Below are 12,310 nucleotides of genomic sequence, written 5' to 3' on the forward strand. Positions count from 1 at the left end.
GTCAAGGTTCGGCCCGCTGCTACGTGGCCCGGCTGTGGGCGACGATCGCATCGATGATCGCGGCCCAATCGTCGGGATGCAGCTCGTGGCCGCCGCCCTTGATCCGGACCAGTCTTGCACCGGCGACCGCGTCGGCAAGAGCGGCGCCATGCTCGGCTGGAAAGATCGGATCGTCGGTGCCGTGGACAACGAGGAGCGGAATCTTCATCTCGTGCAGCCGCCCCGTCCAGTCCTCGCCGCTCCGATCTTCGCCGCCCTTGAGCATGAAGTGATTGGTCGCGCTGAGAAAGCCGCCGGACCGGTCGTAGTCCTGTTCCACGAACGCTCTCGTCCGCGCCTCATCGAACGGATGCGCGGTGCCGGCGAGCGCACGCGCGTTTTTGACCATGAAATCGACCGCTTGGCCACGGTCAGACCAGTCGACCTTCGCGCCTTCGGCCGAATGTTTCCTATAGGCCTCGGTGGTTCCGGGCAAATGCGACGTATCGATGCCCAAGGGCGAACTGCTGATCACCGTCAGCGAAGTGACACGCGACGGGTATTTCAACGCAACGAGCTGCGCGATCATGCCGCCCATCGACATGCCGACCACATGCGCCTTTCGGATTCCATGGTCGTCAAGGACGCGGATAGCATCGTCCGCCATGTCGTCGAATGTATAAGGCGGCTCGCCCGGCGCGTATTTGGTCGAACGGCCGGTATCGCGATTGTCATAGCGGATCACGAAGCGACCTTCGCCGGCCAGCTTCCGGCAAAACGCTTCGGGCCACCAAAGCATGGAAGCCATCGCGCCCATGATCAACAACACCGCCGGATGGGCCGGATCGCCGAAGGTTTGGGATACGATTTCGGGGTATTCGGCGTTTCTCATGACTTTCCTCCTTGGGCCGCAAATCCGATTGCAAGTTGCAATCAGTTGCACGATATTAAAACGATACGACAATGCAACCGGTTTTGGAGATTCGCATGAACATCGATCGTCGGTCCGGATGCCCCATCAACCTGTCGCTCGAAGTGTTCGGTGACCGGTGGAGCCTGATCATCCTTCGCGACATCATCTTCGGCGGCAGACGCCACTTTCGCGAACTGCTCAACGGCTCGATGGAGGGCATCGCCTCCAACATCCTCGCCGACCGGCTGAAGCGGCTGATGGAGCTCGGCATGCTGACCAAGGCGGACGATCCCTCCCACAAGCAAAAGGCGATCTACAGCCTGACCGAAATGGCGATTACGCTGGTGCCGATCCTGGCGCATCTCGGCGCCTGGGGCCGCGTCTGGCTGCCGGTCAGCGAAGAGCTCTCTATCCGTGCCGAGCTTCTGGAAAAAGGCGGCCCGCCGATGTGGGATAAGTTCATGAACGAGTTGCGCCACGAGCATCTGGGTGCGTCTCCCGCCCCATCTGGACCCACCGTCCGCGCGACTTTGCAGGCCGGATACGATGCGGTAGTCGCCCGCAAGGCGGAGCGAGTCGGCTGCGATCCGGCGCCATGACCAACTTATTTTCCCAATTGCGGGCTGGCTCTGCTATCAAGGGACTGAAGATAATTTACGGATTGGATAACGCTCTTGGTCGAGAACTCTAAGGACACTGCCCGTGCGCGGGCCGATTTGCGTTTCAAGAAACAGGAAGAGGCAGCCACGGTTCGCCAGAAGGCGATGGCGGAATATGTCGCCGAGAGCGACGCTCGCCAAGCCAAGACCAACAAGCTGCGGGCGCTGCGCCTCGCCAAGGAAGCGGAAGACCTGGCCAATGCGCCTCCGGCCCCGGTGAAGAAGCCTCGCGCCAAGAAGAAATAGGCCGGCGCTCCCAGAATGCATGCTTCCTTTCGCACGCGAAACAGTTCACTCGGAGTCTGTTCTGCCGGTTGATAACTGGCGCGTTTAGGAGACGGCCATGACCGCACTGACGCTCGACAAAGCCCTTGAAATCATCGCCGCCGCCTTTGCCAAGGGTGCCGAGCTCAAGCTCAGGCCGCTTGGCGTCTCGGTGCTCGACGCCGGCGCCCATCTGGTCGCGTTCCAGCGTCAGGACGGCGCCTCTTTCCTGCGTCCGCAAATGTCGGCCGGCAAGGCCTATGGCGCGCTCGCTATCGGCATGGGCTCGCGCCGGGTGGAAGCTTTCGCCAAGGAGCGCCCGCATCTGATCGCCGGCGTCTCCGACGTGTCGGGCGGGCGCGTCCTGCCGGTCGTCGGCGGCGTGCTGATCCGCGACAACGCCGGCACGATCATCGGCGCCATCGGTATTTCCGGCGACACGTCCGACAATGATGAAACGGCAGCCATCGCCGGCGTCGAGGCGGCTGGCTTCACCGCTGACCCGGGCTGAGTCGGGATCCTTAACTCATATTGATGTCGCGGGTGGCCGACCGCATCGACACCGAAAAGCCGGCCAGCACGTCGATCAGCGCTATGACCATCAGTGTGAAGAAAACGGAATGGGCGGCGCCCTTCACCAGCAGGAACTCGACCAGATAGGCCACAAAGACGAAGGTCGACAAAAGATGGTCCATGATCGAGGCATTTGTCGTGCGCGTCGACTTCACCACTTCGACGAACAAGAAGATCAGTGCGATCAGCACGATGAGGTCGCCGAGGGTCATCGAGAACACGCCACCCGACATCATCCGGACCGAAAACATTTCGGTGGCCCACGGATCGTCGCCGCTGCCGAATATTCCCAGAAGCCCGAGATTGTAGAGGATGAAAGGCACGATCAGCAGCGGGATGGCACCGAACATGTGGCGGCTCCGGTTGGACTGATCTTTGTAGAGTGCGCCCGGCGTTCGCCGTCAAGAATTTTCGTGCGGCCGATAAACACGGACAAAGACGGCGTGAAACAACAATGTCAGGCCCGGCTGATACGATCAGTTGTCGCAAACGCAAAAAGACCGGCCAATGGCCGGTCGTTTCGCAACCCATAAACCGTCGAAAGCTCTCTCAGCTTTCCTTCGGCTCCAGAACCTGGCGACCGCGATACATGCCGGTCTTCAGGTCGATATGGTGCGGACGGCGCATCTCGCCGGAGTTCTTGTCCTCGACATAGGTCGGGGCCTTCAGTGCGTCGGCAGAACGGCGCATGCCGCGCTTCGACGGAGAGGTTTTTCGTTTCGGAACGGCCATGGATATGCTCCACTACATGGTCAAAACGCCCCGGCGGCCCTCGTGAAAGGGCCACATCAGGGGCCGGAATCTGAGAAAGTCGGGTGCCTATACACGCCCGACGGCGTTTTGGCCAGCGTCGCCGTGTTTTTTTTTGACACTATCGCAGGCAACCGACATAGGCGCCGGCGCGGCCGGCGCGCCGTTCGATCAACGCGGCAAGCCGCCTCAGTCCCAGCCCCGGTTTCGCCGGATTGCGCACGATCGGATTCGGCAAGGTGACGGCAAGCAGCGCTGCCTGCCGGCGCGACAGCTGTTTTGCCGAGACGCCGAAATGATGCTGGGCGGCGGCCTCGATGCCGTAGATGCCCGGTCCCCATTCGGCGATGTTGAGGTAGATCTCCATGATCCGCCGTTTCGACAGCACCGCATCGAAATAGACGGCCAGCGGCAGTTCCACGACCTTACGGACCGAGCCCAACGGCCGCGACCATAGATAAAGATTCTTTACCGTCTGCATGGTGATGGTCGAGGCGCCACGCGTCATCTCGCCGGCGAGCGCATCGTCGACGACGCCGCGCAACTCGCCCAGATCGACGCCGCGATGGAAACAGAACTGCCCGTCCTCCGACATGATGACCGAATATGCCAGCACCGGCGCCACATCGTCGATGGAAACCCAGCGCCGATCGTAGCCAGAAAACGTCGCCAGGTCCTTCAGCATCAATGTCGACACCGGATGCACGAATGTCGGCAGGTACAGGAAGGTCAGCACCACCGGCACCAGCGCCAGCACGACGGCGACGGCGATGCCGCGCCGGACCCAGCGTTGAAGACCGATGCGGCTGCCGCGTCTCGGTCTCGCCATGTCCAACCCTTCGGTTTCGTGATCGACGATCGGTTCCGCCAAGCCACCCAGTCCGCGCTACTCCCTGCCCCCGGCATAATGGCGCTTGGCTTCTTGCGCAACGTCTGAGTGTCGGCTACCGCTCCCGACCATGACGAAAGACGACCAAATGGCGTTCGAAGCTGCACTTATTGCCCGGGCAGTTCCGCTCGAGGCGCTGCTGAGGCGGTTGCTCGACGGACGGACCCTTTCGGGCGAGGTCGCGCGGCCCGAACGCCTGATGGCGGCAATGCGACATGGCGTGCTGAACGGCGGCAAACGACTGCGTCCCTTCCTGGTCATGGAAAGTGCTGCACTGTTTTCAGCCGACGGCGAGGCAGCGCTGCGCGTCGCGGCGGCGCTCGAATGCGTGCACTGCTATTCGCTCATCCATGACGATCTGCCGGCCATGGACGACGACGATTTGCGCCGCGGCCAGCCGACCGTGCACAGGGCTTTCGATGAGGCGACCGCTATTCTTGCGGGCGACGCCTTGCTGACACTTGCCTTCGACATCCTTGCCGACGAGGCGACAATGCTGCCGGCCGAGCGCAGGGCAACGCTGGTGCTGGCACTGGCCCGCGCCGCCGGGGCGGGAAGCATGGTCGGCGGCCAGATGCTCGATCTCGAAGCCGAACAAAGCCGGCCGGACGAGGCCGGCATCATCCGGCTTCAGGCGATGAAAACCGGTGCGCTGATCCGCTTTGCCTGCGAAGCGGGCGCTATCCTTGCCGGCGCGCCGTCGGGCGACCGCGAAAGGCTGGCCGAGTTCGGCTCGGCGATCGGGCTTGCCTTTCAGCTTGCCGACGATCTGCTCGACCTGACCGCCGACGCGCATCAGATGGGCAAGGCGACCGGCAAGGACGCCGCGGCCGGCAAGGCGACGCTGGTCGCGCTGCACGGACCGGACTGGGCGCGGGGCCAGCTCCATGGCCTCGTTGACCAGGCTCATGCGTTGCTCGAACCTTTTGGCGAGCAAGCTGCGCTTCTGAAACAAGCGGCGCGGTTCGTAGCGGCCCGCAACAATTAAGCGCGCCCCTATGGCGCGCCGGAGAATTGGCGACTGATCGGCCGGACGCCCTCGCAACCGGCCGATCGGGATCATTTCCGGCGATGTCGGACCACATGGACCCGCCACACCAGTTGCCGAGCCATTCTTCAGCCTCGCGGCAGGGTTCCGCGGCTCGGGTGGACAGCGGTCAGCCGTCGCCAGTTGTCTTTTCCACCACGGGCTGCGGAACCGGTTCCATCTCGGCCGCCGCCTCGACCGCCTGCGCCTCGGCCGGCTTGCGTCGGTTGCGGATGAAGGCGGCGATGCGGTCGCGGATTTCGCCGGCGCTGAGGAACACCGGAACGCGCGCCACCGGCGCGGTCGGCTCAAAGGACAGGCCAAGGCCGGTGATCCTGCCCTTGTCGTCGACGTCGCGGACGATCAGCTCGATCGGACCGAGCAGCACGCGGTCGGCGTATTCGGCGTGGCCGCCGAGCCGGGTAGTGACCAGGTCGCCAATGCTGAGCTTGCGTTCCGCTTCGGTCAGGCCCGGCGCGTAGGCGGTCTCCAGTTCCTCGGCGGGGCGTGACGGATCGACGGCGAAGGCCCCGAAGAAATCCGCGTCCTCGGGATCGACCACGGCACGGCTGGCGAACAGCTTGTCGAGCAGGCGCGGATAGCGGTCCGGCACGAAGATGTAGACATGGTCGCCGGCCGCGAGCCGGCCCATATCCTGGAAGCGCATCGAGCGGCCGTCGCGCAGCACCAGCGACGGCCGCGCCCAGCGCGGAATGCGTTCGCCGCGCGCCACCGGGCTGCCAGGTGCCACGCGGTAGGCGAGAAGCTCATGATGGGCGGAGCCCGGCAGTTCCAATTCGACCTTGTCGAGCGGTCCCAGGCGGGCTGGCACGATAAGGCCGAGACGGCGCGCCAGCGGCCCGACGGTCCATCCCTGGATGATCAGCGAGACCAGCACGATGATGAAGGCAGTGTTGAAGATGAGGCGGCCGTTCTCAAGACCGCCGAGCAGCGGCGTGATGGCAAGCAGGATCGACACGGCACCACGCAGGCCAACCCATGAGACGAAGGCGACTTCCGGGCGTGGCAGACGGAACGGCACCAGGCAGAGCCAGACGGCGATTGGCCGTGCCACAAATACCAGGAACAGGCCGAGCAGCACCGCCGGCACCAGGATCGCCGGAAATTGCGAAGGCGTCGCGAACAGGCCGAGGATCAGGAACATGATGATCTGCGCCAGCCACGACATGCCGTCCTGGAAGCGCTTGAGGATGGTGACGGCCCGGATGTCGGAATTGCCGGCAATCAGGCCTGCGAGATAGACCGCCAGGAAGCCGGAGCCGCCGACGGCACCGGCGGCAGCGAACACCATAAGCGACAGCGTCAGCACGAAGATCGGCAGCAGCCCGTGATCGAGATTGAGGCGATCGACAAGGCGCACGATGGCCATGCCGCCGAGAATGCCGATGACCGCGCCGAGCCCCATGTTGACAAGGAAGCCGACGGCAAGATCGGTGACCAGCACCTTGGCCTCGGGGTGGGTATTGGCGGCGATGACCTCGACCAGCGTGATGGTCAGGAAGATGGCGATCGGGTCATTTGTGCCGGATTCCACCTCGAGCGTGGACCGCACGCGCTCGCGCAAATTGATCTCGCCGGCGCGCAGCAGGAAGAACACCGCCGCGGCGTCGGTCGAGGCGACGGCGGCACCGAGCAGGAAGGATTCCAGCCAGGTCAGGTCGAGCAGATAATAGGCGGCGGCGCCGAAGAGCCCGGTGGTCAAAAGGACGCCGAATGTGGCCAGCGACAGCGCCGGCCCGGCCGCCTGCCGCAAGGCGTTGAGCGGCGTGCCGAAGCCGGAATCGAAAAGGATGACCGCAAGCGCCAATGAGCCGGCAAAATAAGCAACTCGGGCATTGTCGAAATGGATGCCGAGACCGTCGGTTCCGGTGGCGAGGCCGATGCAGAGAAACAGCAGCAGGAGAGGGGCGCCGAAACGGAAGGCGATCAGGCTTGAAAACGCGGCGGCAACGACAAGTGCTGCGCCAACGAGCGTCACAAGATAGATACCATGCTCCATTCGTTGGTCGCCCCTAGTCGATTATGCTCCGGCATCACGGGAGAGTGGGGCGAAGACATGGCCGCTGCAAGGCAGCAGCGTGGCTTTTTGCCCCACGCTGCCGATCGTCGAAAGTTTTGGCACCCCCGAGCAGCGGAGCGTGCCTCGGCGGTTCGTGCTGCAATGAAAAACGCCCGGACTGAGCCGGGCGTCTCCAGGTCGAGAAGCTGGCTCTGCGATCAGGCGATGGTCTTGCCGAAGGCGACGGCGGTATCGCCCATGCGGTTGGAAAAGCCCCACTCATTGTCGTACCACGACAGCACCGAAACGAAGTTGCCGTCCATGACCTTGGTCTGGTCGAGCGCCACGATCGAGGAATGCGGATCATGGTTGAAGTCGATCGAAACATTGGGGTGACGGGTAACGGCGAGGATGCCCTTCAGCTTGCCGTTCGAGGCGGCGATCACCGCGTCATTGATCTCCTGGACGGTGGTCGGCCGCTTGGCGATGAACTTGAAATCGACGAGCGAGACGTTCGGGGTCGGCACGCGGATGGAGATGCCGTCGAGCTTGCCCTTGAGTTCGGGCAGTACCAGGCCGATGGCCTTGGCAGCACCGGTCGAGGTCGGAATCTGCGACAGCGCGGCGGCGCGGGCGCGGTAGAGGTCCTTGTGCATGGTGTCCAGCGTCGGCTGGTCGCCGGTGTAGGAATGGATCGTCGTCATCATGCCCTTTTCGATGCCGACCGCCTCATTCAGCACGGCCGCCAGCGGCGCCAGGCAGTTGGTGGTGCAGGAGGCGTTCGAGATGACGATGTGGTCCTTGGTCAGCTTGTCGTGATTGATGCCATAGACGACGGTGAGATCGGCGCCCTCTGCCGGAGCGGAGACGAGAACGCGCTTGGCACCGGCGGTCAGATGGGCGACGGCCTTGTCGCGGGCGGTGAAGATGCCGGTGCATTCGAGCGCGATGTCGATGCCAAGCTCCTTCCAGGGCAGTTGCGTCGGATCCTTGATCGCGGTGACCTTGAATTTTTCCTTGCCGACGATGATCTGGTCGCCGTCAACCGTCACCTCATGCGGAAAGCGGCCATGCACGCTGTCGAAGCGCAGCAGATGCGCGTTGGTCTCGACCGGGCCGAGATCGTTGACCGCGACGACGTCGATATCCTTGCGGCCGGATTCATGGATGGCGCGCAGGATGTTGCGGCCGATGCGGCCGAATCCGTTGATGGCAACTCTGACGGTCATTGTTCTCTCCCTGGGAGTTGGAGGCCGAAGATCAAGTCCGCAGCTTCATAACGGCGGACGGGCAAAGAATCCAGCCGCCGAGGCGTGGATTTAAATCGATTAGTGCTCCACCGCCCGGCAAAACCGCTATGCCAGCCTTTGCCGGGCGGGGCTCACTTTCATTTGCCATGCAGACGGGCTTCCGCCGCCTTCACCGTTGCCTCGGCTGTGATGCCGAAATGCGGGTAGAGCTGTTCGATGGTGCCGGAGGCGCCGAAGCCGGTCATGCCGACAAAGATGCCGTCGGTGCCGATGAAGTGATCCCAGCCCTGACGGATGCCGGCTTCGATGGCAATCTTGAGCGGCGCATTGCCGATCGTCCTGCTGCGATAGTCGGCGCTCTGCTTGTCGAACAATTCGAAGCACGGCACCGAGACGACGCGGGTCGCGTGGCCGTGCTTTTCCAAGGCCTCGCGGGCGGCCAGCGCGATCTCGACCTCGGAGCCCGAAGCGAAGATCGTCACCGCCGCCTCGCCACTGGCGGCGGCAAGTTCATAGGCGCCGCGGCTGGAGAGGTTTTCCACAACGAAGTCGTTGCGTACCGTCGGCAGGTTCTGCCGGGTCAGCGCCAATGTCGAAGGCGTCTTTTCCGACTCAATGGCCAACTGCCAGCATTCCGCGGTTTCCACCGCGTCGGCCGGGCGGAAGACATTGTGGTTCGGAATGGCGCGAAGTGCTCCCAGATGCTCGACCGGCTGATGGGTCGGGCCGTCTTCGCCAAGGCCGATGGAATCATGGGTCATGACGAAGATCGAGCGGATGCCCATCAGCGAAGCAAGCCGCATCGCCGGACGGGCATAATCGGAAAAGCACATGAAAGTGCCGCCATAGGCGATAATGCCGCCATGCAATGTCAGCCCGTTGAGCGCGGCCGCCATGCCGTGCTCGCGAACGCCGTAATGAACGTAGCGCTGGCCGTAATCGTCGGCAGTGATGTTCTTGGTCTGGCTGGTCTTGGTGTTGTTGGAGCCGGTCAAATCGGCCGAGCCGCCGATGGTTTCGGGCAAGGCGCCGTTGATGACCTCCAGTGCCATTTCCGACGATTTGCGGGTGGCGACCTTCGGCTTGTCGGCCGCGAGCTTCTTCTTGTAATCGCCAATGACGGCGTCGAAGTTGGCTGGCAGCGTGCCACTGATGCGGCGTTCGAACTCTGCGCGCAATTTGGCATCAGCCTTGGCAAGCCGGCTTTCCCAGTCGGTGCGCGCCTTGACGCCGGTCCGCCCGGCGGTACGCCATGCGTCGAGGATATCGGCCGGAACCTCGAAGGGCGGATAATCCCAGCCGAAGAATTTTCTGGCGCCGGCGATTTCCTCGGCGCCGAGCGGCGAGCCATGCGCCTTGTTGGTGCCGGCCTTGGTCGGCGCGCCGAAGCCGATCGTCGTCTTGCAGGCGATCATCGTCGGCTTGTCGGAGTGGCGGGCCGCTTCGATGGCATAGGCGATCGCTTCCGGGTCCTGGCCGTCGATATGGCTGGCATTCCAGCCGGACGCCTGGAAGCGGGCGACCTGATCGGTGTTATCGGCGAGCGACACTGGGCCATCGATCGAGATGTTGTTGTTGTCCCAGAAGACGATCAGCTTGTTCAGCTTCAGATGCCCGGCAAGCGCGATGGCTTCCTGGGATACGCCTTCCATCAGGCAGCCGTCGCCGGCCAGCACATAGGTGTAGTGGTCGACGAGATCATTGCCGAAAGCGGCATTCATGATGCGCTCGCCGAGCGCGAAGCCGACCGAATTGGCAAGGCCCTGGCCGAGTGGGCCTGTCGTCGTCTCGATGCCGGCGGCATGGCCGTATTCCGGGTGGCCCGCGGTCCTCGACCCCAATTGGCGGAACTGCTTGATCTGGTCGATGGTGATGTCTTCGTAGCCGGTCAGATAGAGCAGCGAGTAAAGCAGCATCGAGCCGTGGCCGGCCGACAGGATAAAGCGGTCGCGGTCCGGCCAATGCGGGTTTTTCGGATCGTATTTGAGAAAGCGGGTGAACAGCACCGTGGCGATGTCGGCGCAGCCCATGGGCAGTCCGGGGTGGCCGGAATTTGCCTTCTCGACGGCGTCCATGGCGAGAAAACGGATCGCATTGGCCATCCGGTCATGTTGTTCGCGCGAGGTCATGCTTCCTCCAAAATGGGGGTTTGGGCCTTGGGAAAGCCCTTGAAAAGGGTGCGCGACACATAGCAGGCGCGGCCTTTTAGTCAACAAATCGGTGTGCTTTTGCCGGTCTTGTGATGGCCATGCGCGACTTACATTAGCGTTAGCAGGGGACAGTCGCGACAGCTTTATTGACGTGCGGTTCACACGACGCGTAATGTTTCAGGGATAACGCGTTCTGAACGTGGATGATTCGGTGATGGGCAGGGCGCAGGACGAAAGCCATGACCGGGGAAACGACCCTCAAGGAAGTCATTGCCAGGCTGGGTAAGGCCATCGAAGGGCTGGAAAACGCCGTCGCGGCCAAGCTCGAGCACGAGCGGGACTATTCGGAAGCCGAGGCCGAAGTGCAGCGGATGAACGCCGACCGCTCGCGGCTGGCGCAGGAGCTCGACAATTCCGAGGCCCGCGCCGAACGGCTGGAAGATGCCAACAAGGAAGTGTCGCGAAGGCTGGTGACAGCCATGGAAACCATCCGCGCGGTACTGGACAGGTAGGCCAATGGCACAAGTCACGGTTTCCATCGACGGCAAGCAGTATCGGATGGCCTGCGACGAGGGCCAGGAAGAGCATCTGATCGATCTTGCCGAGCGCTTCGACCGCTATGTCTCGCATCTGAAGGATTCTTTTGGCGAGATCGGCGACCAGCGGCTGACCGTGATGGCCGGCATCATGGTCATGGACGAGCTTTCGGAACTGCAGAAGCGGGTCAAGGGCATGGAAAGCGAAGTGCTGACGCTGCGCAAGACGCGCGACGACGCACTGACCAAGGCCGACAAGAACGATTCCGTGCTGACCGGGGCGCTCGGCGCACTGGCCCAGCGCATGGAAGACCTGGCGACGACGCTGGCAGTGAACAAGGCCTGAACCAGCGCAGCGAAAATTCCTGCTGCATTTGCCGAGAAGCAATGAAAATATTTCGCCGCCGGCCTTGATGCCGGCGCAACAGGCGTTTGAAGGATGACGCCGGAGTGATAGAAAGGCAAAAGCAGCGCCGGGCAACGCCGGCTGCGATCTGCACGCACAGGGTAAGGGACACGTCATGAGCCTTCGCATCAACGATATCGCACCGGACTTCACCGCTGAGACCACGCAAGGACCGATCAGCTTCCATGAATGGATCGGCGACGGCTGGGCGGTATTGTTCAGCCATCCCAAGAACTTTACGCCGGTTTGCACGACCGAACTCGGCACAATGGCCGGGCTCGAAGGCGAGTTCAGGAAGCGCAACGTCAAGATCATCGGCATCTCGGTCGATCCCGTCCAAAGCCATGAAAAGTGGCAGAACGACATCAAGACCGCGACCGGTCATTCGGTGAACTACCCGCTGATCGGCGACAAGGATCTCAAGGTCGCCAAGCTTTACGAGATGCTGCCGGCGGGTGCCGGCGAGAGCTCGGAAGGCCGCACGCCCGCCGACAATGCCACGGTGCGTTCGGTTTACGTCATCGGGCCCGACAAGAAGATCAAGCTGGTTCTCACCTATCCGATGACGACCGGCCGCAACTTCGACGAAATCCTGCGCGCCATCGATTCCATGCAGCTGACCGCCAAGCACCAGGTGGCGACGCCGGCGAACTGGAAGCAGGGCGAGGACGTCATCATCACCGCTGCCGTCTCCAATGAGGATGCCATCAAGCGCTTCGGCGCCTACGAGACGATCCTGCCATATCTCAGGAAAACCAAGCAGCCTTCCGCCTGAGCAGGCAGAGGCGGCACGGAGAATTTTCGGTTTTCCTGGTCGTGTGAGTATGGGGTGCTTGACGGCGCCTGGTTGACGGACAACCATGCCTTTCATTTGCCGTGGCAGAGAAAGTCATT

Annotated in this window: 14 protein-coding genes; 7 read left to right on the plus strand and 7 right to left on the minus strand. The window is 62.7% G+C overall.

The window, feature by feature from the left end; genetic code table 11:
• Positions 1-19: 19 nt before the first annotated feature.
• Positions 20-871: an alpha/beta fold hydrolase gene (locus tag NKK47_RS01490; protein WP_023678499.1), complete on the minus strand. Its 852-nt coding sequence runs from the start codon at positions 869-871 to the stop codon at positions 20-22.
• 95 nt (positions 872-966) lie between these two features.
• Here NKK47_RS01490 and NKK47_RS01495 point away from each other — a divergent pair, with 95 nt between their 5' ends.
• From NKK47_RS01495 to NKK47_RS01505, 3 genes are all read left to right on the plus strand, one after another.
• Positions 967-1,491, plus strand: coding sequence for a winged helix-turn-helix transcriptional regulator (locus NKK47_RS01495; protein WP_352451127.1), 525 nt, complete (start codon positions 967-969; stop codon positions 1,489-1,491).
• A gap of 75 nt (positions 1,492-1,566) precedes the next feature.
• Positions 1,567-1,797: a hypothetical protein gene (locus NKK47_RS01500; protein ID WP_023678501.1), complete on the plus strand. Its 231-nt coding sequence runs from the start codon at positions 1,567-1,569 to the stop codon at positions 1,795-1,797.
• Positions 1,798-1,894: 97 nt separating this feature from the next.
• On the plus strand, positions 1,895-2,326 hold the full coding sequence (locus tag NKK47_RS01505; RefSeq protein ID WP_023678502.1) for a GlcG/HbpS family heme-binding protein: 432 nt from the start codon (positions 1,895-1,897) through the stop codon (positions 2,324-2,326).
• Positions 2,327-2,336: 10 nt separating this feature from the next.
• Here NKK47_RS01505 and NKK47_RS01510 read toward each other — a convergent pair whose 3' ends face one another.
• The 3 genes from NKK47_RS01510 to NKK47_RS01520 all read right to left on the minus strand — a co-directional run bounded on the left by NKK47_RS01510 (position 2,337) and on the right by NKK47_RS01520 (position 4,018).
• Positions 2,337-2,738, minus strand: coding sequence for a hypothetical protein (locus NKK47_RS01510; RefSeq protein ID WP_023678503.1), 402 nt, complete (start codon positions 2,736-2,738; stop codon positions 2,337-2,339).
• 199 nt (positions 2,739-2,937) lie between these two features.
• On the minus strand, positions 2,938-3,120 hold the full coding sequence (gene rpmF / locus NKK47_RS01515; protein WP_006203806.1) for a 50S ribosomal protein L32: 183 nt from the start codon (positions 3,118-3,120) through the stop codon (positions 2,938-2,940).
• A 139-nt stretch (positions 3,121-3,259) separates the two neighbouring features.
• Positions 3,260-4,018 (minus strand): biosynthetic peptidoglycan transglycosylase, encoded by a 759-nt coding sequence (locus tag NKK47_RS01520; RefSeq protein ID WP_352574933.1) that lies wholly within the window; start codon positions 4,016-4,018, stop codon positions 3,260-3,262.
• Positions 4,019-4,097: 79 nt separating this feature from the next.
• On the opposite strand from NKK47_RS01520, the gene NKK47_RS01525 reads away from it, so the two are divergent.
• The gene (locus NKK47_RS01525; protein WP_352574805.1) at positions 4,098-5,015 is read left to right on the plus strand and encodes a polyprenyl synthetase family protein; all 918 of its coding nucleotides are present in this window, start codon (positions 4,098-4,100) and stop codon (positions 5,013-5,015) included.
• 169 nt (positions 5,016-5,184) lie between these two features.
• Here NKK47_RS01525 and NKK47_RS01530 read toward each other — a convergent pair whose 3' ends face one another.
• From NKK47_RS01530 to tkt, 3 genes are all read right to left on the minus strand, one after another.
• Positions 5,185-7,074: a potassium/proton antiporter gene (locus tag NKK47_RS01530; RefSeq protein WP_352457949.1), complete on the minus strand. Its 1,890-nt coding sequence runs from the start codon at positions 7,072-7,074 to the stop codon at positions 5,185-5,187.
• A 218-nt stretch (positions 7,075-7,292) separates the two neighbouring features.
• The gene (gap, locus tag NKK47_RS01535) at positions 7,293-8,303 is read right to left on the minus strand and encodes a type I glyceraldehyde-3-phosphate dehydrogenase (RefSeq protein WP_023678507.1); all 1,011 of its coding nucleotides are present in this window, start codon (positions 8,301-8,303) and stop codon (positions 7,293-7,295) included.
• A 158-nt stretch (positions 8,304-8,461) separates the two neighbouring features.
• Positions 8,462-10,453 carry a transketolase gene (gene tkt, locus NKK47_RS01540; protein ID WP_352574807.1) on the minus strand — a complete coding sequence of 664 codons (1,992 nt, stop codon included), beginning with the start codon at positions 10,451-10,453 and terminating at the stop codon, positions 8,462-8,464.
• Between the two features lie 260 nt (positions 10,454-10,713).
• Here tkt and NKK47_RS01545 point away from each other — a divergent pair, with 260 nt between their 5' ends.
• The 3 genes from NKK47_RS01545 to NKK47_RS01555 all read left to right on the plus strand — a co-directional run bounded on the left by NKK47_RS01545 (position 10,714) and on the right by NKK47_RS01555 (position 12,191).
• Positions 10,714-10,986, plus strand: a complete 273-nt coding sequence (locus tag NKK47_RS01545) for a DUF4164 domain-containing protein (protein ID WP_006200774.1) — start codon at positions 10,714-10,716, stop codon at positions 10,984-10,986.
• A 4-nt stretch (positions 10,987-10,990) separates the two neighbouring features.
• Complete coding sequence (locus NKK47_RS01550) at positions 10,991-11,356, plus strand: cell division protein ZapA (RefSeq protein WP_254816554.1); 366 nt, start codon at positions 10,991-10,993, stop codon at positions 11,354-11,356.
• A 175-nt stretch (positions 11,357-11,531) separates the two neighbouring features.
• Positions 11,532-12,191, plus strand: a complete 660-nt coding sequence (locus NKK47_RS01555) for a peroxiredoxin (RefSeq protein WP_023678511.1) — start codon at positions 11,532-11,534, stop codon at positions 12,189-12,191.
• The last annotated feature ends 119 nt before the right edge of the window (positions 12,192-12,310 follow it).

It is taken from the genome of Mesorhizobium sp. M0019 (assembly GCF_040323975.1).
GTDB lineage: Bacteria > Pseudomonadota > Alphaproteobacteria > Rhizobiales > Rhizobiaceae > Mesorhizobium.